The sequence below is a fragment of the Mycobacterium senriense genome (assembly GCF_019668465.1).
Taxonomy (GTDB): domain Bacteria; phylum Actinomycetota; class Actinomycetes; order Mycobacteriales; family Mycobacteriaceae; genus Mycobacterium; species Mycobacterium senriense.
In genome coordinates this window covers 5,368,889-5,392,002 of the sequence record NZ_AP024828.1, presented here as the reverse complement: position 1 = coordinate 5,392,002, position 23,114 = coordinate 5,368,889, and the positions used below count along the sequence as shown (strand labels likewise).

Sequence of the window (23,114 nt, the reverse complement as noted above, 5' to 3'; positions counted from 1 at the left end):
GAGATATCCTCGATTTCGGAGGTGACCAACGTGGCGGAGGAAAACAGCGCGGCGCAAGCGCTCGACGCGCCCACTAAGGTCTCAGAGCCGCCGGCCATCACGCAGCCGATGGAGGCCCCGGAGCCACCGACCGAATCCCTGAAAACGTCCAGCAGCGCGTCGCGTCGGGTCCGGGCCAGGCTGGCCCGCCGGATGACGGCGCAGCGCAGCACGCTTAACCCGGTGCTGGAACCGCTCGTTGCGGTGCACCGGGAGATCTACCCGAAGGCGAACGTGTCGCTGCTGCAGCGCGCCTTCGAGGTCGCCGACCAGCGGCACGCCAGCCAGCTACGGCATTCCGGCGACCCCTACATCACCCACCCGCTGGCCGTCGCGACCATTCTGGCCGAATTGGGTATGGACACCACGACGTTGGTGGCCGCGCTGCTGCACGACACGGTCGAGGACACCGGGTACACCCTGGACGCTTTGAGCGAGGAATTCGGCGACGAGGTGGGCCATCTGGTCGATGGCGTCACCAAACTGGACCGGGTGGTACTGGGCAGCGCCGCCGAGGGCGAGACCATCCGCAAGATGATCACCGCGATGGCGCGCGACCCGCGTGTGCTGGTGATCAAGGTCGCCGACCGGCTGCACAACATGCGCACCATGCGGTTCCTGCCGCCGGAGAAGCAGGCGCGCAAAGCCCGTGAGACGCTGGAAGTTATTGCGCCCCTTGCGCATCGGCTGGGTATGGCCAGCGTCAAGTGGGAACTCGAAGACCTGTCGTTCGCCATCTTGCATCCCAAGAAGTACGAGGAGATCGTTCGGCTGGTCGCCGGGCGCGCGCCATCGCGGGACACCTACCTGGCCAAGGTGCGCGCCGAGATCGTCAACACCCTGAACGCCTCGAAGATCAAGGCGACGGTGGAGGGGCGACCGAAGCACTACTGGTCCATCTACCAGAAGATGATCGTCAAGGGCCGCGACTTCGACGACATCCACGACCTGGTCGGCATCCGCATCCTGTGCGACGAGATCCGGGACTGCTATGCCGCTGTCGGCGTGGTGCATTCGCTGTGGCAGCCGATGGCGGGGCGGTTCAAGGATTACATCGCGCAGCCGCGGTACGGCGTCTACCAGTCGCTGCACACCACCGTCGTGGGGCCGGAGGGTAAGCCGCTGGAGGTGCAGATCCGGACCCGCGACATGCACCGCACCGCCGAATACGGCATCGCCGCGCACTGGCGCTACAAGGAGGCCAAGGGGCGCAACGGCCTTCCGCATCCGCACGCCGCCGCCGAGATCGACGACATGGCCTGGATGCGCCAGTTGCTCGACTGGCAACGGGAGGCCGCGGACCCGGGCGAGTTCCTGGAGTCCCTGCGCTATGACCTTGCCGTACAGGAGATCTTCGTGTTCACGCCCAAGGGCGACGTGATCACCCTGCCAAACGGTTCGACGCCGGTGGACTTCGCGTATGCGGTGCACACCGAGGTCGGACACCGCTGCATCGGCGCCCGGGTGAACGGCCGGCTGGTGGCGCTGGAGCGCAAGCTGGAAAACGGGGAAGTCGTCGAGGTTTTCACCTCCAAGGCGGCCAACGCCGGGCCGTCGAGGGACTGGCAGCAGTTCGTGGTCTCACCACGCGCCAAGGCCAAGATCCGGCAGTGGTTCGCCAAGGAACGCCGCGAGGAGGCGCTCGAGTCCGGCAAGGACGCCATGGCCCGCGAGGTGCGTCGCGGCGGACTTCCGTTGCAGCGCTTGGTCAATGGCGAGACGCTGGCGGCGGTGGCGCGCGAGCTGCACTACACCGACGTGTCCGCGCTCTACACGGCGATCGGTGAGGGGCATGTGTCGGCCCGGCACGTCGTGCAGCGGCTGCTGGCCGAACTCGGTGGCATCGACCAGGCCGAGGAGGACCTCGCCGAACGGTCCACGCCGACAACGATGTTGCGCCGCCCGCGCAGCAGTGACGACGTCGGCGTCTCGGTCCCCGGCGCCCCGGGCGTGCTCACCAAGCTGGCGAAATGCTGCACCCCGGTGCCCGGCGACCAGATCATGGGGTTCGTCACCCGCGGCGGTGGGGTGAGCGTGCACCGCACCGACTGCACCAACGCGGCCTCGTTGCAGCAGCAGTCCGAGCGCATCATCGAAGTGCACTGGGCGCCGTCGCCGTCGTCGGTGTTTCTGGTGGCCATCCAGGTCGAGGCGCTCGACCGGCACCGGCTGCTGTCGGACGTCACGCGGGTGCTGGCCGACGAGAAGGTCAACATCCTGTCCGCGTCGGTCACCACCTCCGGCGACCGAGTTGCGATCAGCCGCTTCACCTTTGAGATGGGCGACCCCAAGCATCTCGGACATCTGCTCAACGTCGTGCGCAACGTCGAAGGCGTTTACGACGTCTACCGCGTCACGTCCGCGGCGTGAACCCGGCTAGGTCAGTCGCACCGAGGTGATCTTGACCGGGTTGGTCGGCGCGCCGCTCTGACGATTGCCGGCGATGCCGGCCCGGGCGATCTTGTCCAGGGTCTCCAGCCCGGCCTGGTCGATGGTGCCCAGCACCGTGCTCTGCGGCTCCATCTCGGAATCCTGGTAGATCAAGGCGAATTGGCTGCCGTTGGTGTTGGGTCCCTCGGTGGCCATCACGATGGTGCCGCGCGGGTACACCACCGTCGCGCGCAACGCGGGGTCGTTGGGCTTGTATTGGTCCGTCGGGTACTCGTCACCGAATTCGTAACCGGGACCGCCCGAGCCGTCCACCTCGGGGCCGCCACACAACAGCGATCCGCCGTCTTGGGAGCTGATCAGCCGGGCGCACTGGGTGTTGTCGAAGAATTGCTGCTTGGCCAGGCTGATGAAGCTGTTCACCGTGCAGGGGGACTCGGAATTGGCGAGCTGGATGGCGATGTCGCCGAAGTTGGTCGAGATGACCGCACCGATCTGCGGGGGAGTGGTGGACACCCGGCCCGACTGCGGCGGGTTCACCGGCCGGGTCACCGGGTCCGGCATCGAACGATATTGGCAATTGGCGCCCAGATCGGCCGGCGGCGCGAACGCCGGCAACGGCGGCACCGTGGCTGACGCCGGGCCGCTGGACCCGGGGTTCGATCCGGCCCTGCCGGGCGCCCGCACCCGGGTCTGGGTGGACGATCCCGCGTTGTCGGCCGAACCGTGACTCTGCGTCACCAGCGCGATGACCAGGGCCGCCACCGCGGCCAGCGCCAGCGCCGATGCGCCGACGATGCCGACCAGCAAACGGCGCGATTGCGTTGGGCGGCCGGGCTGCAACCGCGGATCGGGTTTGCTGCCCGGCGGGGGAGCCGCGGGCTCCGGCGATGCCGCCTCCGGTGGTCCCGACGTGGTAGCCGCGCCGCCGCCGACCAGCACCGCCCTGGCGGCCTCGGCGAGCTCGATTGCGGTCTGGTACCGCTGTTCGGGGTCCTTGGCCATGCCGCGGGCGACAACCGCGTCGAAGCCGGAGGGGACACCGGGTGCGGTTGCGGACGGTCGCGGCGGCGGGGCGTTCAGGTGCGCGTTGAGCTGTTCTTCGAGGCTCTCTCCCGCGTAGGGGCGCTTGCCGGTCAAGCACTCGTGCAAAACGCAGGCCAGCGAGTAGACGTCGGCACGGTGATCCGTTTTGCCCTTGAAGCGCTCGGGCGCCATGTACGCGACGGTGCCCATCGTGGCACCGGTCTGCGTGAGTTGGGTGTCGGCCTCCGTGCGGGCGAGACCGAAGTCGATCAAATAGACGAAATTGTGTGCGCTGGTGATCAAGATGTTCATCGGTTTGATGTCGCGGTGGATCAACCCCGCCTGGCGAGCGCTGTCCAGCGCCGCCGCAACCTGCTCGATCACCGCGACCGTTTGCTCGGGGCTGAGTCGGTCGCCGTTCTCGTTGATGTACTGGGACAGGTGGCGACCCTCGATCAGCCGCATGTCGACATAGAGCCGACCGTCGAGCTCGCCAAAACCGTGAATGGGCACCACGTGCGGGTCGTTGAGGGCCGCCGCTACGCGGGCCTCCCGGCGGAAACGCTGCTGAAAGTCTTGATCCTCGGCCAGATGCGGCGGAAGCACTTTCAGAGCGACTACCCGGTCCGTGGTTGTGTCGTAGGCACGGTATACGCGTCCCATCCCGCCGCGCCCCAACAGATCCAAAATGCGGTAATGACCGAACGAGTCCGGATCCAGATTCACCCAACGACCATAAGCGCTCGGCGGTGCGCGCCGGGCGAATCCCGCCGATCAGAGGGAGTTTCGCGTCGATTCGGCCTAGTCCCGATGGTGGCGACCCGCTTCGCCCGGCTCCGCCGCGCTCGCGATCGGCCTAGTCCCGATGGTGGCGACCCGCTTCGCCCGGCTCCGCCGCGCTCGCGATCGCCAAGTCCCGATGGTGGCGACCCGCTTCGCCCGGCTCCGCCGCGCTCGCGATCGCCACTAGTCGAGCAGCAACGAGGTGATGGTCACCTCGGTGGCGGGCGCCCCGTCTTCACCGCCGCCGGCGACGCCGGCCTTGGCGATCTTGTCCAGGGTGGCCAGCCCGTCGGGCTGGATGGTGCCGAACACGGTGTATTGCGGCGGCAGCTGGGAGTCCTTGTACACCAAGAAGAATTGGCTGCCGTTGGTACCGGGCCCGGCGTTCGCCATGGCCAGGGTGCCGCGCGGATAGACGACGGGCTCCTGAGCCTTGGGGTCGTTCGGCGGGAACTGGTCGGTCGGGTACTCGTTGGCGAATTGATAACCCGGGCCGCCGGTGCCCTCGCCCTTGGGGTCGCCGCACTGCAGGACGCCCAGGCCCTGCGAGGTGGTCAGCCGATGGCACTTGGTGTTGTCGAAGTATTTCTGGCCGGCCAGGCTCGCGAAACTGTTGACGGTGCAAGGTGATTCGTTGTTCGCCAGCATCAGGCCGATGTGGCCCTGGTTGGTGACCATGCTGGCGCTCACCTGGGCGGGATCGGTGGGCACCTTGCCGGTCCGCGGCGGCTTGACCTGCTTGGCCGCCGGCTCGGGTGAGGCCGGGTACTGACAGTTGGCGCCCACGTTGGCCGACGGCTTGAACGGCGGCAGCGGCGCGGCCTGTCCCGGCTGGCCGGGCGCCGTCGTCTCCGGCGCACTGCTGCTGCTGGTGGTCGTCGACGCCGCGGTGTTGCTCTTGTGGTCGTCGTGCTTGGTGTTGACGATCGTGATCACCACCGCCGCGATCACGGCCACGGCCACGATCGAGCCGGCCGCGATCAGCACGATCCGGCGCGTCTTGGCTTGCTTCGCGCGCCGCTCCAGTTGCCGTTCGAGCTTGCGCTTGGCGTTGGCACGTCGCTGTTCGTTAGTCGGCACGGCCGCTATGCCTCCATGATTGGATCGGAGTCCCTTACACGGGAGAGGTGCCAGCTCAGGCTAATGTGGGCGCCGCGACTCGTGTCAAGTGGGGCCCGTGGGAAACTGGGAGCCGTGTTGATCACCGGATTTCCCGCCGGCATGTTGCAGTGCAACTGCTACGTGCTGGCCGAGCGGCCAGGAACGGACGCCGTCATCGTGGATCCGGGCCAGCGGGCGATGGGCCCGCTGCGCAACATCCTGGACAAGAATCGGCTGACGCCGGCCGCGGTGCTGCTGACCCATGGGCACATCGACCACATGTGGTCGGCGCAGAAGGTCTCCGACACCTACGGTTGCCCGACCTACATCCACCCTGAGGACAGGTTCATGCTCACCGACCCCATCTACGGCCTGGGCCCGCGCCTGGCGCAGATGGTGGCGGGCGCCTTCTGGCGGGAGCCCAAGCAGGTCGTGGAGCTGGACCGCGACGGCGACAAGCTGGACCTGGGCAGTGTGTCCGTCAACGTCGACCACACGCCAGGACACACCCGCGGGTCGGTGGTGTTCCGGGTCGCCGGGGACGAGGAAGTCGTGTTCACCGGTGACACGCTCTTCGAACGCGCGGTGGGCCGCACCGACCTGTTCGGCGGCAGCGGCCGGGACCTGCTGACCTCGATCGTCGACAAACTCCTGGTGCTCGACGACAAGACCGTGGTGCTGCCGGGGCACGGCAACTCCACCACCATCGGCGCCGAGCGGCGCCTCAACCCGTTCCTCGAAGGCCTGTAGCCGGTGAGCGAGTTCTCCGCGTTTGCCGCGCCCAAGGGCGTGCCGGATTACGTCCCGCCGGATTCGGCGCAGTTCGTCGCGGTGCGCGATGGCCTGCTCGGCGCCGCCCGCCGGGCCGGCTACAGCGATATCGAGTTGCCCATCTTCGAAGACACCGCCCTGTTCGCCCGCGGCGTCGGCGAATCCACCGATGTGGTGTCCAAAGAGATGTACACGTTCGCCGACCGTGGCGATCGTTCGGTGACGTTGCGGCCCGAGGGCACCGCGGGCGTGGTGCGCGCGGTCATCGAACACGGCCTGGACCGCGGCGCGCTGCCGGTCAAACTGTGCTACGCGGGGCCGTTTTTCCGCTATGAGCGTCCGCAGGCCGGCCGCTATCGCCAGCTGCAGCAGGTCGGCGTGGAGGCGATCGGCGTCGACGACCCGGCCCTGGACGCCGAGGTGATCGCGATCGCCGATGCCGGCTTCCGCTCCCTCGGGTTGGACGGATTCCGCTTGGAGATCACCTCGTTGGGCGACGACAGTTGCCGGCCGCAGTACCGGGAACTGTTGCAGGACTTCCTGTTTGCGCTCGACTTGGACGAGGAGACGCGACGGCGGGCGCAGATCAATCCGCTGCGGGTGCTCGACGACAAACGGCCCCAGGTGCGCGCCATGACGGCCGACGCTCCGGTGCTGCTCGATCACCTGTCCGATGCGGCCAAGCAGCACTTCGACACCGTGCTGGCGCACCTGGATGCGATGGGGGTGCCCTACGTCATCAATCCCCGCATGGTGCGCGGACTGGACTATTACACCAAGACCACGTTCGAGTTCGTGCACGACGGCCTGGGCGCGCAGTCGGGCATCGGCGGCGGTGGTCGCTACGACGGGCTGATGCGTCAGCTCGGCGGACAAGACCTGTCCGGCATCGGGTTTGGGCTCGGTGTGGACCGTACGCTGCTGGCGCTGCGCGCGGAGGGCAAGAGCGTGGGGGAGACCGCGCGGTGCGAGGTGTTCGGCGTGCCGCTGAGCGAGCAGGCCAAGCTGCGGCTGGCGGTGCTGGCCGCGCAGCTGCGCGCCGGCGGTGTGCGCGTCGACTTGGCCTACGGTGACCGCGGGCTCAAGGGCGCGATGCGCGCGGCGGACCGATCCGGGGCCCGGATCGCGCTGGTCCTCGGCGACCGCGACATCGAGGCCGGCACCGTCGGAGTGAAGGATCTGACGACGGGGGAGCAGGTACCCGTCGCGCTGGATTCCGTTGTCGCCGAGATTCTTGGGCGGCTCGGCCGCTGAGGTTGTCGCCCGCGGCTGGTAGCATCGAACACATGTTCGAAGAGGTGCATGCCCGGTTCGGCGAGGAATTCGAGCGTTGCTATCCGTCGACGACGCCAGTGTCGGTGGGCCTGCTGGAGCGGATCGGTGCGGCCGCGCGGGCGGAGAATCGGGCGGCGGCCGCGCAGTTGGTAGCCATTGGTGAGTTGTTTTCCTACCGGCTGTCTCGGTGTTCGGAGACCGAGGAGTGGGCGGTCGACACCGAGGCGGCGGTCAGTGCGGAGGTGGCCGCCGAGTTGCGGATCGGCCAGGGGCTGGCCGGGAGTCGCGTGCGCTATGCCCGCGCGATGCGCGAGCGGCTGCCGAAAGTAGGTGCGGTCTTCGCGGCCGGCGATATCGATTACCGAATGTTTCAAACGATCGTGTTCCGCACCGATTTGGTCACCGACCCCGACGTGTTGGGCGCGGTGGACACCACGCTGGCCGCCAACGTCACCAGGTGGCCTTCACTGAGCCAGGGCCGGCTGGCTGCGCAGGTGGACAGGGTGGTGGCTCGCGCTGACGCGGACGCGGTACGACGCCGCAAGGAGCGCATAGCGGATCGCGAGATCTGGTTCGCCGATGCGGGCGACGGCATGTCGCATATTGAAGGCAGCCTGGTGAGTCCGGACGCCCATGCGTTGGATAAACGATTGAATGCGTTGGCGGCCACGGTGTGTGAGCATGATCCGCGCACCCGTGAGCAGCGCCGCGCCGATGCGCTGGGGGCGTTGGCGGCCGGCGCAGACCGATTGGGGTGTCGGTGCGGGCGATCAGATTGCGCGGCCGGCAAACGGCCCGCCGCCAGCCCCGTGGTGATTCACGTGATAGCCGAGCAGGCCGTGCTGGATGGCCGCGGTTCAACGCCCGCCGCTCAGATAGGCGGGCAGGGTTTGATCCCGCCGGAGTTGCTTACCAGTTTGGCCGTCTCGGCCACACTGGCGCCGCTGGTTCATCCCGCGGATGCGCCGCCGGAGCCGGGTTACGTGCCGTCCAAGGCGCTGGCCGATTTCGTGCGCTGCCGGGACTTGACCTGTCGATGGCCCGGCTGCGACCAGCCCGCCGTGAACTGCGACATCGACCATACGATCCCGTACGCCGACGGCGGCCCGACGCACGCGTCGAACCTCAAATGCTATTGCCGCACACATCATTTGGTGAAAACGTTTTGGGGCTGGCGCGATACCCAATTGCGCGACGGGACGCTGATCCTGACGTCCCCGTCGGGACACACGTACGTGACGATCCCGGGCAGCGCGCTGCTGTTCCCCAGCTTGTGTGCGCCCGCTGGCGCGAGCCCTTTGCCTACGGCCACCAGCACCGAGCCGTGCGGCGACCGGACGGCGATGATGCCCAAGCGCCGCCGCACCCGGGCGCAAAACCGCACCGCTCGCATCGCCACCGAACGCCATCACAATCGAATGGCGCGTCAGCTCGGAAAGCCGTCGTCCACTTGGGGTTCCGGCTTCGCACATGCCGTTGGCGACGGGGAGCCGCCGCCCTTCTGAGCGCTATTTCTTGCTGGGGATAATGATGACGACGATCAGCGTCAGGATCGAGAAGAACAGCCCGAGAATTCCCCAGCCCAGCGGATTGCGGCCCTTCATCATGGCGATGATTCCGCAGACGATTGCGGCGATAACACTGCCGATAGCGACGAAAATTCCCTTGATGCCACGGAGGATAAAGCCGGCCGCGACCGGGTCCGAACTCGCCAGAATCACCTGGTGCAACATGACAGGTCCTTTCGTGAGGGGCCCACGGGTAATACCCGCGCAAATGTCCCGCAAAACCGAAAGCCGATTCGCGTGCCCCATGCGCGGTTTCGGTTTATCCGCCCGGATAACCGCGGCGCACCGTGCGGTCGAGAATTCCCAGAGTCGCACGCAATGCGCCCTCGGACAGAATCGGGAAAATTCCGGCTTCCCGCCACTTCTGGTCGATGTTCGACCAGTCGTAGAACGAGGTGACGATCGTGGCCGAGGCATCCTCGGTGGGTGTGAGCGCGTAACCGTAGACATGGCCAATCGGCGGCTGAATCTGGCCGAGAATCGTCCAAGAAATCAGCCGATCCTGCTCGAATTCCTTGATGTCGACGGTGACGTCGTATCTGCCCAATTCCGGGAAATCGTTCAATGATTCACGGTCCATGTGAACGACGAACCGGTCACCGACGGCCCGCACCGGTTCGCCTTCGGCGTCTTGGAGCATTCCGGACGAGTCGATTGCCACGTGGCCCTGCGGGTCGCACAGCACGGCGAAGATGGCCGACGCGGGAGCGGCGATGGTGCGGGAAGTCTCGATGCGTTCGGTCATTTTTCCTCGCGGCCGGCGTAGGGACGATACCGTCGTCGCTCACTGTACGACTCGCGCACCCGCTGCGAGGCGACACACTTGACTCGCTCTCGAACTAATGTTCGAATGGGCGCATGCGGTGGGCAAACCAGGCCGTCGCGGTCAACGGGACACCGGTCGAGGACGGGGCGCTGCCGGGGCTGCAGCGCATCGGCTTCCTGCGCAGCGTGCGCTCGCCGCAGTTCGACGGGATCACCTTTCACGAGGTGGTGTGCAAGTCCGCGCTGAACAAGGTGCCGAACGCGGCGGCGCTGCCGTTCCGCTACACCGTCAACGGCTACCGCGGCTGCTCGCACGCCTGCCGGTACTGCTTCGCCCGGCCCACCCACGAATATCTGGAGCTGGACTGCGGCAACGACTTTGACACTCAGGTCGTCGTCAAGACCAACGTCGTCGAGGTGCTGCGCCGCGAGCTACGACGGCCGTCCTGGCAGCGCGAGACCGTCGCCCTGGGCACCAACACCGATCCGTACCAGCGGGCCGAGGGGCGCTACGCGCTGATGCCCGGCATCATCGGCGCCCTGGCCGAATCGGGCACGCCGCTGTCGATCCTGACCAAGGGGACGCTGCTGCGGCGCGACCTGCCCTTGATCGCCCAAGCCGCGGCGCAGGTTCCCGTCTCGGTCGCGGTGTCGCTGGCCGTCGGCGATCCCGAACTGCACAAGGACGTCGAGCCCGGCACGCCCACACCGCAGGCGCGGCTGGGCCTGATCAGCGCAATCCGCGCCGCCGGGCTGGACTGTCATGTGATGGTCGCGCCGGTGCTGCCGCATCTCACTGATTCCATCGAGCATCTCGACGGGTTGCTCGGCCAGATCGCGGCGGCCGGCGCCAGCAGCGTGACGGTCTTCGGCCTGCATCTGCGCAGCTCGACCAGGGGCTGGTTCATGGCATGGCTGGCACGCTCGCATCCCGAGCTGGTCGGGCACTATCGCGAGCTGTACCGGCGCGGTGCCTACCTGCCGCGGGGCTATCGCGACATGTTGCGGGAGCGGGCCGCCCCACTGATCGCCAAGCATCGACTGGCCGGCGACCACCGCCCGTTCGCGCGAGCAGTCTCGGTCGTGCCGCCGCCGGAACCCGTTCAGGCGACGCTGTTTTGAGCTAGTCGGGCTCGGCGACCCGTCGCGCCCGCCTCCGGGCGAACGCGATGAAGTGCCGGGTGCGCTGGGTGTCTTCGTTGATGTCGTGCAGGCGGGCGGCGAGGAGATCCTGCAGCAGCAGGTGACCTTGTTCGGTGCCCTCCGGCGACAGGACTCGCAGCGCGCGGCCGCCCGATTCGGCGAGGATGTTCGCCGCATGCCGGAGGGTGTCGCGGGGGCTGACGCTGCCACCCGTGGGTATGTCCGCCGGCTCGGGATGCATGACGTCGGCCACGAAGAACGCTTCGAGCGGGTCGGTGGTGTAGTCGCGGGTCAGGTGCAATCCACGCCGGGCGATCTTCTCGGTCAGAACGGACCGGTCGAGCATCATCACGGACGCGGCGTAGGCGGTGGTGGAGGCCACGATCAAGGGCAGCAGTGCGGGCCAGGCATGGGTGAGCTCGAGGGTGAACACGATGCCGGTCAGCGGCGAGCGCATGACGCCGCCCACCACGGCCGCCAGCCCGAGGATCGCCCAGAAACCCGGGAACACCTGCGGCAGGCCTTGCCCCACAAGGGCTCCGAGCGCACCGCCGATCATGAACACCGGCGCGAGCACACCGCCCGATGTTCCCGAGCCCAATGACAGCGACCAGATGGTGGTCTTCACGATGAGAATGCCGATGATCAAGGACAGCGCGGCGCGGCCGGTGAGCAGCGCATCGATCACGTCGTAGCCGACGCCGAGGGCCCGTGGCTCGATCAGCCCGCCCGCCCCGATCACCAGGCCGCCGATCGCGGGCCACCACATCCAGTGGATCGGCAGGCGCGAGAAGGCGTCTTCGGCCAGATACACCAGACGCGTGGCGGCGATGGCGACCACCGCGCCACACGCCCCGATGACCAGCGCGAGCAGGTCGACCTTCCAGTCGACGCGGCTCAGGTGCGCAACGTCGACCGGGAAGACCGGGCCGCCGCCGAGAATGAATTGGCGCACGACGGTCGCGACGACGACCGCCGCGGTCACCGGAATCAGGCTGCGGGGCCGCCATTCGAACAGCAACAGCTCGACCGCCAGCAGGATGGACGCCAGCGGCGAATTGAAGGTGGCCGCCATTCCGCCTGCGGCTCCGGAAACCAGCAGGATCTTGCGCTCGTCGGCGGTCAGATGCAGGTGTTGGGCGAGGATCGACCCGAGCGCCCCGCCGGTCATGATGATCGGCCCCTCGGCGCCGAACGGGCCGCCGGTTCCGATGCTGATCGCGGCCGAAATGGGTTTGAGGATAGCCACTTTCGGTTCGACACGGCTGCCCTGGGTGAGAATCGCCTCGATCGCTTCGGGCATGCCGTGACCGCGAATCTTCTCCGAGCCCAGACGCGCCATGACACCGACCACCAGCCCGCCGGCGACGGGGGCGCCCAGCAACAGCCACCACGGATGAGGGTGGGATCCCGGTGCCACCAGACCGACCGCCCAGCGCTGGTAGAAGACGAGGTTGGTGACCAACCCGATCAACCGGAGCAGACACCACGCCGCGCCCGCGGCAAGCGCTCCTATCGGCACCGCGAGCGCCGCGATCAGCAGCATGCGCCGATCGACCACGAAGTCCGCCAGGCGGCCCCCGGCGACCGGACCACCCGGCGATTCAACCATTTCTGAAGTATTTCACAGGGATAAAATCCGCTGTGGCCATGTTGCTGGGCCGGGCTAGCCGGCCTTGTCACCGCGCGGCTTGGTGAGCGTGAATTCGTCGATCACGGCGACCTCACCGAACGTGCCGCGCAGCGCGTAGTGCGTCGCCTTGATCGAGGTGTTACCGCCCGGTGGGCCCGGGTCGACGTCGAAACCCACAAAGCCATAGGGGTTCTCGCGGTCGCGAAACGCCGACCACGGGGCGTCCTCCAGGACGTAGATCGGGGCCTTGCGGCCCAGTCCGGGATCGAATGCCCCCACGCCGGTCACCACCCGGCACCGGAGATCGGGGAAGAACATCGCGTTGCTCGGCGCCGAGGTGCCGCCGCCACCGATGACCAGGTGCACCGTCCCGCGCGTGGCGTCGATGACATCGTTTCGGGTGTCGACCGGTATCGGCGTGCGGGTGTCGGTGCCCAGCGTGCCGCGCAAGGGGTGCGAGCGCTCATAGTGGTGTTCGTGACCGCACACCACCAGGTCGACCTGGTACTGGTCGAACAACGGTAGCCATTCCTCGCGGATGCCGAGGTCGGCGCCGTTGGTCTTGTCGGCGGTGGAGATCGCCGTCTGATGCATGCACACGACGACCCAGTCGATATCCGGGTCGCGCCGGGCCGTGGCGAGTTCGTTTGCAAGCCAGCGCTTTTGCTCACCGCCGGAGTAACCGTGCACGTAGAAGTTGCCGCCGTCCTGGAAGGCGACGTCGTCATTGCTCAGGCTGATCACCCGCACCGAGCCGGCGGTGAACGAGTACCACATGCCGCGGGTCTCGGCGCTCGACCCGGAATCGGGTACCGCGAAGTAGGCCTGATAGGCCCCGTAACCGATTGGCCCGTTACCCAATTCGTTCTCGTGGTTGCCGGCCGCCGGCATCCAGGGCCGGTATCGCGCCGAGCGGGTGTTGTTCTCGAACCAGTTCGACCAGGTGCGCACCCGGTCTCGGGCCAGGTTGGCGTAGCACAGGTCGCCGTTGATCAGGTTGAACAGCGGCCCCATCCGTTCGATCGCCATGGTGGTGTCGGCCGCGGCCGGCGAGCCGATGTTGTCGGTGGCGTAGCTGCCGTCGGGCATCTTGGCCAGTGCCGGTGTGGACTGGTCACCGAAGCTGGTGAACAGCAGTCGTTTTCGGCCCGTCGGTGCGGTGCGCACGGTACCCTGCTCGGGTTCCGCGCCGTCGTGCACCGCGGCGTACACATAGTCGGTGTCCGGAGTGAGGTTGGTCAGCCGGGCGTGGTTGACACGAACTTCGGTGCCCGACTTCGCGTCCCGGTAGGTGCGGGTTTCCGCGGCGACGGTGCGGCCGAAGCCGGACGTCGGCGTCCCGAGCAGCACCCGCGGATTGCGGACCGCGTCGGTGGTGTGCCACGACACCACCACCTCGGTGCCGGCGTTCTTCCCGAACTGCAGGTGCAGCCCGCCGACCGGCGGTGCGCCGTGGCGATCGGGCTGCAGCCAGGCCATCGGGCCCTGCGGGCGTGACCACAGCAGCACGGCACCGCCCCCGATGCCCACCCCGAGGGCGGCCGACACCGCCCCGGTCGTCAGCAACCGGCGGCGGGTCACCGACGCTTCGGCGCTGTCGGCCCGTTTCGGGGCCGGACGCGTCTCATCGCTCATGCTTGCTTCATACCGGAGCCGGGCAACCACGGGCACAGCTGGCGGTAAACAACGAACCGCCGCTAACGAATCCGGTAGCGTTTTCGATATGACGAACGTGCACAGGACAGCGAGCGCGATCTCAGCGATGATGCTGGCAATGGCCGCGGGGGCGGTGCTAACGCCGGCGACGGCGCATGCGGATGGCCACCAGGTGACCTACACCGTGACGAGCCCCAACAACCTGACCGCCAACGTCTCGTACGTGAACGCCGACCCGCCCAGCCAGGCCGCTTTCAGCGCGGACCCGTCGAAGTTCTCGACCAGCGTGCAGGCCCCGCTCAGCGCCGGAGCGCCGGTCACCTACACCGCCACCCTGGCGAACCCGAACCAGTTTGCGAGCATCACCGCCAGCGGCATGCTGCACTGGCCGGATTCGGGCAACGGCCCCGCCCAGTTCCACTGCGAGATCGCCGTGGACGGCCAGGTGGTCGCGCAGCAGGACGCCACCACCACGGTCACCTGCCGACCCAGCTAGTCAGCCGCCCAAGACGTACACCCACGCCGTCGCGCCCGATCTCAGCGGCACCTCGATGCGGCGGTAGTCGTCCACCTCGTACTCGTCGGCGGCCGCCAGATCGGTTTCGCTGATGGCGAACACCAGCCCGTCCACGTGCGCGTCGGCCCGGTCGGAGGGCCGCAAAATGGGATGGCGGTCGCTGCCGCTGGTCGCGACGACGTGCGGGTCGGTGATGGTGACGAAATCCAGGTCGTAGCCGACGATCGCGTCGCGGTGGCCGGTGAGCTCGCGGCCGAACGTCGCGCGCTGGACCTCGGGTTGTTGCAGCGTGCCGTAGGAGAACAGCAGCTGGATCATCGGTGCACCCGCAGCGCCAGGTAGTACTCGTGTTGCCGGGTGCTGTCGACGGTGTAGCTGACCGCCGTCGCCACACCGTCGTGGTCGGACTCCAGCCAGCGCTCGGTGTGCTGGTGCTGAAACTCGGTCCAGGACGGCACGGTGAACCTCTCGAGGACCGCGTCGGGCTCTTCGATGCTGTGATACAGCCGCCAGCTGTGTCCACCGGTGCGCAGCCGCGATCGCCGCACGGCGCTCATCGCCTTGACGAACTCCTGAAGTTTGTCCGCCGCCACCCGATAGCGGATGGCCACCAGGACCGGTCCGTCGTTGGGGCAGGGTTCGAAGACGACCATGGGCGACGGCCACGCCCTGGAGATGTCGCGGCTGAGCTTTCCGGTGGACGGCCGCAAGGGGAGAACGGCGACGCTGAGGGCGGCGGCGCCCAGGAACCCGGCCGACAAGATGAGGGCGAGATCAAGCCCCGCCCGGGTGGCGATGGCGCCCCAGAGGTACGAGCCGAAAGCCTGGGCTCCCGTGAAAACCAAGAGATACACCGACAATCCGCGGGCCCGCACCCACTGCGGCAGGTGGAGTTGCGCCGCGGCGTTCAGCGTCGTCAAGGTGATCAGCCAGGTCATCCCGGACAGCACCAGAAGCGGCGCCGCCGCGGCGAACGGCAGCCACACCACGGCGAGCGGCGCGAGTGCGTACGCGGCGGCCGAGATGGCCAGCAGGGCGTTGGGCGGTATCTTCTGGCGCAGCGGCGCGGGAACCGCGACGGCGAGCACCGCGCCAAAACCTATGGCGCCCAATGCCACCCCGTAGCCACCGGCCCCCAGGTGCCACCGGTCGGCGGCGGCCACCGGCAACAGCGCCAGCAGCGCCGAGGCGGGAAACACGAAAAGGGCTGTGCGCAACAAGATCCTGCGGAAAATGGGTCCGTTGGCGACGTACCGGAAGCCGGTGACGATGGCCTGGCTGAAGTGTTCCCGTTCGACGGGCGGCTCTTGTCTGGGTCGGCGCCACGCCGTCAGGGCGACGATGATCCCGGCGAAGGATATCGCGTTGATGGCGAAGACGGCTCCTGGGCCGGTCGCGGCCAGCACCACGCCGCCGATCGCGGGCCCGACCACACGGGCGATGTTCACCGAGACGCTGGCCAACGTCGCCGCGGCCGGAATCTGCTCGCGCGTGACGACCTCGGGCTGAATCGCCTGCCAGGCCGGTGCGGTCAGGGCGGAGGCGAAGCCGACCGCCAAAGTGAACAGCAACAGTGACGTCGGGGTAAGGGTGCCGAGGAACGTCAGCACGGCCAGGGCCAGCGTCACCACAACCGCATACCACTGCAGGAAGATCAGCAGTCGCCGCCGGTCGAAGAGGTCGGCCAGCGCCCCGGCGAAGAATCCCAGCAGCAGCGTCGGTCCCAGACTCGCTGTTTGAACCAGGGCCACGATGACGGGGCTGCTGTGGTCTTCGATCAGAAACCATTGTGCGGCAACGCTTTGCATCCAGGTCCCGACGTTGGAGACGAACTGCGCGATGAATAACGCGCGGAACACCCGGTTGCGCATCGGCGCCCAGGCGGACGCTCGCCGGTCGTCGGATTGCGGTGAAGCCATACGGCAACGCCTTTCGCGTTCTGGCGGGGGATAGCAGTCTAGGACACGAAGATGTCGCGGGTGCCGCGGGCGCCGGGCTCGGCATGCGCGACGACGACGACCTCGGCGCGTTCGGCGCCGACCGCCCGGATCTTGTGGCTGATTGAGGCGTCGAAATAGGCGCTGTCGCCCGGCTCGAGCGTGAACGTCTGGTCCCCGTAATCGAGTTCAACCGTTCCGGCGTGCACGAACATGAATTCCTGGCCGCCGTGTTCGGGATGGGGGTCGTCGGCTAGCTGCTCCGTCGGGCGAACCACGAACGGCGACATCGACTTTCCCAGCAGCGACGAGGCGAGCGCCCGGTAGCGCTCACCCTCGGCATCGCCGGTGGCGCGCTCGACGGTGATATTCTCCTGCGCCGCCTCCTCGGAGAACAGCCGCCCGACGTCGACGTCGAGGGCCTTGGCCACCTTGAGGGCCACAGCGATTGACGGTGTGCTGCAACGACGCTCGATCTTGGACAGGTAGCTCTTGGTCAATCCGGTCTGGCGGGCCAACTCCTCCAGGGTCAAGCCGCGTTGCTTGCGGACCGCGCGCAGCAGTGCGGTCACGGGCCACCCCTCTCATGACACAAGGTTTCCTATAGTGATACGATTGTGTCATACGTTCGCGCCGAGGGAGCCGATTATGGCCAGCACGTTCACCGAGTCGAAGTCCGAATTGATGCGCCGGGCCGCCGAGCAGTTGACGGCGAACGTCGCCGATTCGCAGTTGACCACCCGCCAGAAGCTGGCTCTGACGTGCCGGGCGCTGTTCGACGCCGGGCATGACTCCGGGCTGGCCGGGCAGATCACCGCCCGCGCCGAGGCGGACGGCACCTACTACACCCAGCGGCTGGGCCTGGGGTTCGACGAGATCACCGACGGCAACCTGCTGCTGGTCGACGAGGACCTCAACGTCCTCGACGGGGATGGAATCGCGAACCCCGCCAACCGTTTTCACAGCTGGATCTATCGCGCCCGGCCCGACGTCCAGTGCATCGTGCACACCCACGCCTTTCACGTGGCGGCGCTGTCGATGCTGGAAGTCCCGCTGATCGTCTCCCACATGGACATCACGCCGCTCTACGACGACTGCGCGTTCCTGCCGAAATGGCCGGGCGTGCCGGTCGGCAACGAAGAGGGCGAGATCATCAGCGCCGCCCTCGGCGACAAGAAGGCGGTGCTGCTGGCGCATCACGGCCACGTCATCGCCGGTGCCAGCGTCGAGGAGGCGTGCTCGTTGGGAATCCTGATCGAACGCGCCGCCAAACTGCAGCTGACCGCCATGGCCGCAGGCACCGTCAAGGAACTACCCGAAGAACTGGCCCGCGAGGCGCACGACTGGACGCTGTCACCGCAGCGCAGCCGCGCCAACTTCGCCTACTACGCCCGCCGGGCTCTGGTCCGGCACCCCGACGTGTTGACCAGCTGAACCCGTTATCCGTCAACCCAATCCGAGGAGCCCGCTGTGGCGCAAACGCCCACGCCCAAGATCGACGGCATCATCGCCTACCCGGTGACCCCGTTCTCCGAAAAGGGGATCGACACCGAACGGCTGGCCGCACTGGTCGAGCGGCTGGTGTCCGCCGATGTGCACGCGATCGCGCCGCTGGGCAGCACCGGCGAACTGGCGTACCTCGAGGAACCCGAGGTCGACGCCGTCGTCGACACCACCATCGCCACCGTCGCCGGCCGCGTCCCGGTGATCGTCGGGGTGTCGGATGTGACCACCGCCAAGACAATTCGGCGCGCGACGTACGCCCAGCAAGCCGGGGCCGACGCGGTGATGATCCTGCCGGTGTCCTACTGGAAGCTCACCGAGCGCGAGATCTTCCAGCATTACCGCAGCATCAGTGACGCCATCTCCATCCCGATCATGGCCTACAACAACCCGGCCACCAGCGGCGTCGACATGCCTCCCGAGCTGCTGGTGCGCATGTTCGAAGGCATCGACAACGTGCGCATGGTCAAGGAATCCACCGGTGACCTGACCCGCATGCAGCGCATCGCCGAACTGTCCGGCAACCGGTTGCCCTTCTACAACGGCAGCAACCCGCTGGTGCTCGACGCGCTGAAGAGCGGAGCGTCCGGATGGTGCACGGCCGCACCGAATCTGCGGCCACAACCCTGCATCGACCTGTATGAGGCGGTTCGTGCGCAAGACCTCGACACCGCGCAGAAGCTCTACGACGACCTCAAGCCGCTGCTCACCTTCATCGTCGCGGGCGGACTGGCCACCACCGTGAAAGCCGGCCTGGAGCTGCTCGATTTCCCGGTAGGCGACCCCCGCGCGCCGCTGCTGCCGCTCGACGAGCAGGGCCGCGCCGAGTTGCGGGGCTTGCTCTCCTAGAACGCCGCGCGGCTAACCCAGGTCGGGCGCGGAGAAGGTGTCGCACTGCTTCGGGTCACCGGTCTGGTAACCGGTGGTGAACCACTTCTGCCGCTGTTCGGACGAACCGTGCGTCCAGGACTCGGGATTGACCCGGCCGGTGGATTCCTTCTGGATGCGGTCGTCGCCCACCGACGCCGCGGCCGAGAGGGCATCCGAAATGTCCTTGTCGCTCAACGGTTCCAGGTAGGGCACGCCGGTGCTCTCCTGCTTGACCGTGGAGGCGTAGTGCGCCCAGATCCCGGCGTAGCAGTCGGCCTGTAGCTCGGTGCGCACGCCGTTGCCGCCGGCGCCCTGCGCACCCTGCTGCGAGCGGCCCAGCAGACCCTGCAGGTTCTGCACGTGGTGACCGTATTCGTGGGCGACCACATACTCCTGGGCGAACGGCCCACCGCTGGAACCGAATCGATCGACCAGCTCCTTGAAGAAGTCGGTGTCGAAATACGCCGTCTTGTCCACCGGGCAGTAGAACGGCCCGACCGCGGTCGTCGCGTGTCCGCAGCCGGTCTCCACCGATCCGGTGAACAGCCGGACGCGGGGACGGGTGTAACCCTGCAGCAGCTGGTGCCACACCGCGTCCACCGAGTTGCCCGTCGCGACCACGCGGCATTGCACGTACTTGTTGGCGTCGGCGCCCGTCTTGCACTGGCTCAGGTCGAACCCGGGCGCCGAGTAGCCACCGGTGTTCGTCTGCTGGGAGTTCATCACGCGGCCGGGATCGACGCCCAAGAACAGCGCGCCGATGAGAATGAGCAGCCCGAGGCCCCCACCCCCCATGGCCATTCCCATGCCGCCCCCACCGGACGAGGACGCGGTGCTGGTGTCGATCTGCATGCCCTCGTTGAAGGTCATGACGCTCTCCTAACGTTGCCGGGTCGCAAGGGAGTCGGTGTAGCTGCGCAGGTTGCGCAGGTAGCGGCGCAGGGCCAGGTTCAGCAACGGCCCCACCACGACCATCGCCAGCTTCGCCGGTCCGGCCGGTTTCTGGGCCATGGTCCACGTCAGCCGGCAGCCACCCGGGATGGCCTCGACCCGGTAATCCTCGGCGAAGGCCGCCACGGAGCGGGTCGAGCATTCATTGAATCGGAACGCCATGTGCGTGAACGGTTCCCACGCGATGAATTCCTCGTTGCCGACGATGCCGCCGCGCATCTCCACGACGCGGGTGGTCCCGACGCCGCGCGGCTCGGGACTGGTCCAGGTCACCTTGGTGATCACCGTCGCCCACCGCGGCCAGGACTGGGCCTCGGAGAGCACCTCGAACAGCCGCTCGGGGGTGATGGCCAGGTCGACGCTGTTGCGGAAGCGGTAACGGCCCGCAACGGCATCAGCGTCGGCGAAGCTCGTATCGACGCGCTCGCACGGGAACATGACAACAACTTAGCCGGGGCCGTCGCTGGCCGCGGCCAGTAAGGGGACTATGACGTCGCTGATCGGCGTGGCCAGGCCGTGGGCCCTGCCCTTGCGAATGATCACGCCGTTGCGGATGTCCCATTCCATCGCGCGCCGGTGTTCCGCGTCGGTCAGGATCGACGTGCCCATGTCCTCGGCGACGTTGCGGAACATGTCGACCAACTCATCGACCACGCCGTCGGCCAGGCGGGCGCCCTCGGCTCGCGCGACGGCCAGGCACTCGGCGACATAGCGCCGCGACAGCGCGGCGACGTCGTCGCGGCGGAACATCCCGGACCGCCTCCGCGCCAGCGCCATGAACCCCGCCAGCGCGTTGGTGAGCAGCTTGTGCCAGGCCGCGGTGATGATGTCGGGGTCGCAGTCGACCCGGCAGCCGGCGCCGCGCAGCAGCTCGGCGACGGCCTGTCCGGACGGCCCGCTGGGCAGGACCAGGGCCGCCTCGGTGCGCAATCGCACCCAGCCCTCGGGCTGGGCCTGGGCCGAGTACCACACGATGCCGGGGATGACGGGGGACAGCGGGCAGTGCGGCTGCACCTGCTCGACCTGCTCGACACCGTTTTGCAGCACCACAACGATGGTGTGGACGTCGCACAGCCGGGCCAGCCAGCCGGCGACCGCGTCGTTCTGGGTGGCCTTGACGGTCAGCAGGACCACGTCCACCGGGCGGGTCACCTCGGCGGGATCGGTGCGCACCGGCCCGGGGACGACGATCGGGTCGGCCCCGTCGGGCCGCAGTTCGATGGCGTCGCGCGGGGTGCGACCGCACACCATCACCGAGTGACCGGCCCGGTACAGCAGCGCGGCGGCCGTCGTGCCGACGGCTCCGGGACCGACCAGGGCGATGTTGGTAGCAGCGTCTGTGGCGATGCCACCGAAATTACCTCCTTTAGACTGATCACTCGTTCCAGCTGGGTGAAAGGGAGTGTTTCGTGCTGCGCAGTCACGCCGCGGGTTCGCTGAGGAGTAGTGACGCCGGGCAGCAGGTGACGCTGGCGGGCTGGGTGGCCCGTCGCCGCGACCACGGCGGCGTCATCTTCATCGACCTGCGCGACGCCTCCGGGATCGCCCAGGTGGTGTTCCGCGAGGCTGACGTGCTGGCCCAGGCGCACCGGCTGCGCGCCGAGTTCTGTGTCGCGGTCACCGGTGTGGTCGAAATACGCCCCGAGGGCAACGCCAACCCCGAGATCGCCACCGGCGACATCGAGGTCAACGCCACCACGCTGACCGTGCTGGGGGAGAGCGCGCCGCTGCCGTTCCAGCTCGACGAGCCGGCCGGCGAGGAGCTGCGGCTGAAGTATCGCTACCTGGACCTGCGCCGCGACGGCCCGGCCGAGGCAATCCGCTTGCGCTCCAAGGTGAATGCCGCAGCGCGGTCGGTGCTGGCACAACATGACTTCGTCGAGATCGAAACCCCGACGATCACCCGGTCGACCCCGGAGGGGGCGCGCGACTTCCTGGTGCCGGCCCGGTTGCACCCCGGCTCGTTCTACGCGCTGCCGCAGAGCCCGCAGCTGTTCAAGCAGCTGCTGATGGTGGCCGGCATGGAGCGCTACTACCAGATCGCCCGCTGCTACCGCGACGAGGATTTCCGCGCCGACCGCCAGCCGGAGTTCACCCAGCTCGACATGGAGCTGAGCTTCGTCGACGCCGAGGATGTCATCGCCATCTCCGAGGAGATCCTGTCCGCGCTGTGGGCGCTGATCGGGTATGACATCCCGACGCCCATCCCGCGGATCAGCTACGCCGACGCGATGCGACGATTCGGCTCCGACAAGCCCGACATGCGTTTCGGGCTGGAGCTCGTCGACTGCACAGAGTTCTTCAAAGACACCACTTTCCGCGTTTTTCAGGCCCCGTACGTCGGGGCCGTGGTGATGCCCGGCGGGGCGTCGCAGCCGCGGCGCACGCTGGACGGCTGGCAGGAGTGGGCCAAGCAGCGCGGTCACCGCGGACTGGCCTACGTGCTGATCGCCGACGACGGGACGCTGGGCGGTCCGGTCGCCAAGAACCTGTCCGACGCGGAACGTGACGGGTTGGCCGCGCAGGTCGGGGCGAAGCCGGGGGACTGCGTCTTCTTCTCGGCGGGCCCGGCCAAGCCGTCGCGGGCCCTGCTCGGGGCGGCCCGCGGCGAGATCGCCCACCGGCTGGACCTGATCGATCCCGACGCCTGGGCGTTCGTCTGGGTGGTGGACCCGCCGCTGTTCGAGCCCGCCGACGACGCGACCGCCGCCGGCGACGTCGCCGTCGGGTCGGGGGCGTGGACCGCGGTGCACCACGCGTTCACCTCACCCAAGCCCGGGCACGAGGGCGGCATCGAGACCGACACCGGCAACGTGCTCGCCGACGCCTACGACATCGTCTGCAACGGCAACGAGATCGGCGGCGGATCGATCCGTATCCACCGCCGCGACATCCAGGAGCGGGTGTTCGCGGTGATGGGCCTGGACCACGCCGAAGCCCAGGAGAAATTCGGATTCCTGTTGGAGGCCTTCACTTTTGGCGCGCCCCCGCACGGCGGCATCGCGTTCGGCTGGGACCGGATCAACGCGCTGCTGTCCGGGGTCGACTCCATCCGCGAGGTCATCGCCTTCCCGAAGACCGGCGGCGGCGTCGACCCACTCACCAACGCGCCGGCGCCCATCACCGCCCAGCAGCGCAAGGAGTCCGGAATAGACGTAAAACCCGAGAAGGTTGACCGGGCATGACGC

General features: G+C 67.9%; 21 protein-coding genes and 1 pseudogene. 9 read left to right on the top strand and 13 right to left on the bottom strand.

What is annotated here, in order from left to right; genetic code table 11:
* Nucleotides 1-30 precede the first annotated feature (30 nt).
* Nucleotides 31-2,409 carry a RelA/SpoT family protein gene (locus MTY59_RS24980; RefSeq protein ID WP_221043525.1) on the top strand — a complete coding sequence of 793 codons (2,379 nt, stop codon included), beginning with the start codon at nt 31-33 and terminating at the stop codon, nt 2,407-2,409.
* Nucleotides 2,410-2,415: 6 nt separating this feature from the next.
* Here the strand turns inward: MTY59_RS24980 and MTY59_RS24975 are convergent, their stop codons facing one another.
* The 3 genes and pseudogenes from MTY59_RS24975 to MTY59_RS24970 all read right to left on the bottom strand — a co-directional run bounded on the left by MTY59_RS24975 (nt 2,416) and on the right by MTY59_RS24970 (nt 5,316).
* Entirely contained in the window at nt 2,416-4,179 is a 1,764-nt protein-coding gene (locus tag MTY59_RS24975; protein ID WP_221043524.1) for a protein kinase domain-containing protein, read from the bottom strand.
* A 75-nt stretch (nt 4,180-4,254) separates the two neighbouring features.
* Nucleotides 4,255-4,420 (bottom strand): annotated as a pseudogene (locus tag MTY59_RS27785) (2-isopropylmalate synthase); the annotation flags it as partial.
* On the bottom strand, nt 4,420-5,316 hold the full coding sequence (locus MTY59_RS24970; RefSeq protein ID WP_221043523.1) for a peptidylprolyl isomerase: 897 nt from the start codon (nt 5,314-5,316) through the stop codon (nt 4,420-4,422). The pseudogene MTY59_RS27785 and the gene MTY59_RS24970, both read right to left, overlap by 1 nt.
* Nucleotides 5,317-5,430: 114 nt before the next feature.
* On the opposite strand from MTY59_RS24970, the gene MTY59_RS24965 reads away from it, so the two are divergent.
* The 3 genes from MTY59_RS24965 to MTY59_RS24955 are packed head-to-tail and all read left to right on the top strand — an operon-like array spanning nt 5,431 to nt 8,888.
* Nucleotides 5,431-6,087 carry an MBL fold metallo-hydrolase gene (locus tag MTY59_RS24965; protein WP_221043522.1) on the top strand — a complete coding sequence of 219 codons (657 nt, stop codon included), beginning with the start codon at nt 5,431-5,433 and terminating at the stop codon, nt 6,085-6,087.
* Nucleotides 6,088-6,090: 3 nt separating this feature from the next.
* The gene (gene hisS / locus MTY59_RS24960; protein ID WP_221043521.1) at nt 6,091-7,362 is read left to right on the top strand and encodes a histidine--tRNA ligase; all 1,272 of its coding nucleotides are present in this window, start codon (nt 6,091-6,093) and stop codon (nt 7,360-7,362) included.
* Nucleotides 7,363-7,394: 32 nt separating this feature from the next.
* Nucleotides 7,395-8,888, top strand: coding sequence for an HNH endonuclease signature motif containing protein (locus tag MTY59_RS24955; protein ID WP_221043520.1), 1,494 nt, complete (start codon nt 7,395-7,397; stop codon nt 8,886-8,888).
* 3 nt (nt 8,889-8,891) lie between these two features.
* Here the strand turns inward: MTY59_RS24955 and MTY59_RS24950 are convergent, their stop codons facing one another.
* A complete protein-coding gene (locus MTY59_RS24950; RefSeq protein ID WP_221043519.1) occupies nt 8,892-9,116 on the bottom strand; it encodes a deoxyribodipyrimidine photolyase in 225 nt (74 codons plus the stop codon).
* Between the two features lie 94 nt (nt 9,117-9,210).
* Complete coding sequence (locus MTY59_RS24945; RefSeq protein WP_221043518.1) at nt 9,211-9,696, bottom strand: SRPBCC family protein; 486 nt, start codon at nt 9,694-9,696, stop codon at nt 9,211-9,213.
* Between the two features lie 113 nt (nt 9,697-9,809).
* Between MTY59_RS24945 and MTY59_RS24940 the strand changes: the two genes are divergently transcribed.
* Nucleotides 9,810-10,838 (top strand): Rv2578c family radical SAM protein, encoded by a 1,029-nt coding sequence (locus tag MTY59_RS24940; RefSeq protein ID WP_221043517.1) that lies wholly within the window; start codon nt 9,810-9,812, stop codon nt 10,836-10,838.
* A gap of 1 nt (nt 10,839) precedes the next feature.
* Here the strand turns inward: MTY59_RS24940 and MTY59_RS24935 are convergent, their stop codons facing one another.
* Complete coding sequence (locus MTY59_RS24935) at nt 10,840-12,471, bottom strand: chloride channel protein (RefSeq protein ID WP_221043516.1); 1,632 nt, start codon at nt 12,469-12,471, stop codon at nt 10,840-10,842.
* A gap of 54 nt (nt 12,472-12,525) precedes the next feature.
* Nucleotides 12,526-14,127 (bottom strand): purple acid phosphatase family protein, encoded by a 1,602-nt coding sequence (locus tag MTY59_RS24930; protein ID WP_221043515.1) that lies wholly within the window; start codon nt 14,125-14,127, stop codon nt 12,526-12,528.
* A gap of 88 nt (nt 14,128-14,215) precedes the next feature.
* Here MTY59_RS24930 and MTY59_RS24925 point away from each other — a divergent pair, with 88 nt between their 5' ends.
* Nucleotides 14,216-14,644 (top strand): hypothetical protein, encoded by a 429-nt coding sequence (locus tag MTY59_RS24925; protein ID WP_221043514.1) that lies wholly within the window; start codon nt 14,216-14,218, stop codon nt 14,642-14,644.
* Here MTY59_RS24925 and MTY59_RS24920 read toward each other — a convergent pair whose 3' ends face one another.
* Genes MTY59_RS24920 through MTY59_RS24910 form a run of 3 tightly spaced genes read right to left on the bottom strand, consistent with a single transcriptional unit; the run spans nt 14,645 to nt 17,174 of the window.
* Nucleotides 14,645-14,983, bottom strand: a complete 339-nt coding sequence (locus tag MTY59_RS24920) for a gamma-glutamylcyclotransferase family protein (protein WP_221043513.1) — start codon at nt 14,981-14,983, stop codon at nt 14,645-14,647.
* Nucleotides 14,980-16,584, bottom strand: coding sequence for an MFS transporter (locus MTY59_RS24915; protein WP_221043512.1), 1,605 nt, complete (start codon nt 16,582-16,584; stop codon nt 14,980-14,982). Before MTY59_RS24915 ends, MTY59_RS24920 begins: the two co-directional genes overlap by 4 nt.
* Before the next feature lie 38 nt (nt 16,585-16,622).
* Nucleotides 16,623-17,174: a helix-turn-helix domain-containing protein gene (locus tag MTY59_RS24910; RefSeq protein ID WP_221043511.1), complete on the bottom strand. Its 552-nt coding sequence runs from the start codon at nt 17,172-17,174 to the stop codon at nt 16,623-16,625.
* A gap of 76 nt (nt 17,175-17,250) precedes the next feature.
* On the opposite strand from MTY59_RS24910, the gene MTY59_RS24905 reads away from it, so the two are divergent.
* Together MTY59_RS24905 and MTY59_RS24900 are read left to right on the top strand one after the other, a co-directional pair.
* On the top strand, nt 17,251-18,036 hold the full coding sequence (locus tag MTY59_RS24905) for an aldolase (protein WP_221043510.1): 786 nt from the start codon (nt 17,251-17,253) through the stop codon (nt 18,034-18,036).
* Nucleotides 18,037-18,072: 36 nt separating this feature from the next.
* A complete protein-coding gene (locus tag MTY59_RS24900) occupies nt 18,073-18,954 on the top strand; it encodes a dihydrodipicolinate synthase family protein (protein WP_221043509.1) in 882 nt (293 codons plus the stop codon).
* Between the two features lie 12 nt (nt 18,955-18,966).
* On the opposite strand, the gene ypfJ is transcribed toward MTY59_RS24900, so the two are convergent.
* From ypfJ to MTY59_RS24885, 3 genes are read right to left on the bottom strand one after another with little or no spacing between them, the layout of a single operon-like run.
* Nucleotides 18,967-19,845: a KPN_02809 family neutral zinc metallopeptidase gene (gene ypfJ / locus MTY59_RS24895; protein ID WP_221043508.1), complete on the bottom strand. Its 879-nt coding sequence runs from the start codon at nt 19,843-19,845 to the stop codon at nt 18,967-18,969.
* A 9-nt stretch (nt 19,846-19,854) separates the two neighbouring features.
* A complete protein-coding gene (locus tag MTY59_RS24890; RefSeq protein ID WP_221043507.1) occupies nt 19,855-20,364 on the bottom strand; it encodes an SRPBCC family protein in 510 nt (169 codons plus the stop codon).
* A 9-nt stretch (nt 20,365-20,373) separates the two neighbouring features.
* On the bottom strand, nt 20,374-21,273 hold the full coding sequence (locus MTY59_RS24885; RefSeq protein ID WP_221046648.1) for an oxidoreductase: 900 nt from the start codon (nt 21,271-21,273) through the stop codon (nt 20,374-20,376).
* A gap of 41 nt (nt 21,274-21,314) precedes the next feature.
* Between MTY59_RS24885 and aspS the strand changes: the two genes are divergently transcribed.
* Nucleotides 21,315-23,111, top strand: coding sequence for an aspartate--tRNA ligase (gene aspS, locus MTY59_RS24880; RefSeq protein ID WP_221046647.1), 1,797 nt, complete (start codon nt 21,315-21,317; stop codon nt 23,109-23,111).
* Nucleotides 23,112-23,114 lie beyond the last annotated feature (3 nt).

Bases quoted from the DNA above. Each gene is read 5' to 3' on its own strand.
- MTY59_RS24955 (WP_221043520.1), top strand. From the start codon at position 7,395: ATGTTCGAAGAGGTGCATGCCCGGTTCGGCGAGGAATTCGAGCGTTGC.
- MTY59_RS24950 (WP_221043519.1), bottom strand. From the start codon at position 9,116: ATGTTGCACCAGGTGATTCTGGCGAGTTCGGACCCGGTCGCGGCCGGC.
- MTY59_RS24945 (WP_221043518.1), bottom strand. From the start codon at position 9,696: ATGACCGAACGCATCGAGACTTCCCGCACCATCGCCGCTCCCGCGTCG.
- MTY59_RS24940 (WP_221043517.1), top strand. From the start codon at position 9,810: ATGCGGTGGGCAAACCAGGCCGTCGCGGTCAACGGGACACCGGTCGAG.
- MTY59_RS24935 (WP_221043516.1), bottom strand. From the start codon at position 12,471: ATGGTTGAATCGCCGGGTGGTCCGGTCGCCGGGGGCCGCCTGGCGGAC.
- MTY59_RS24930 (WP_221043515.1), bottom strand. From the start codon at position 14,127: ATGAGCGATGAGACGCGTCCGGCCCCGAAACGGGCCGACAGCGCCGAA.
- MTY59_RS24925 (WP_221043514.1), top strand. From the start codon at position 14,216: ATGACGAACGTGCACAGGACAGCGAGCGCGATCTCAGCGATGATGCTG.
- MTY59_RS24920 (WP_221043513.1), bottom strand. From the start codon at position 14,983: ATGATCCAGCTGCTGTTCTCCTACGGCACGCTGCAACAACCCGAGGTC.
- MTY59_RS24915 (WP_221043512.1), bottom strand. From the start codon at position 16,584: ATGGCTTCACCGCAATCCGACGACCGGCGAGCGTCCGCCTGGGCGCCG.
- MTY59_RS24905 (WP_221043510.1), top strand. From the start codon at position 17,251: ATGGCCAGCACGTTCACCGAGTCGAAGTCCGAATTGATGCGCCGGGCC.
- ypfJ (WP_221043508.1), bottom strand. From the start codon at position 19,845: ATGACCTTCAACGAGGGCATGCAGATCGACACCAGCACCGCGTCCTCG.
- MTY59_RS24890 (WP_221043507.1), bottom strand. From the start codon at position 20,364: ATGTTCCCGTGCGAGCGCGTCGATACGAGCTTCGCCGACGCTGATGCC.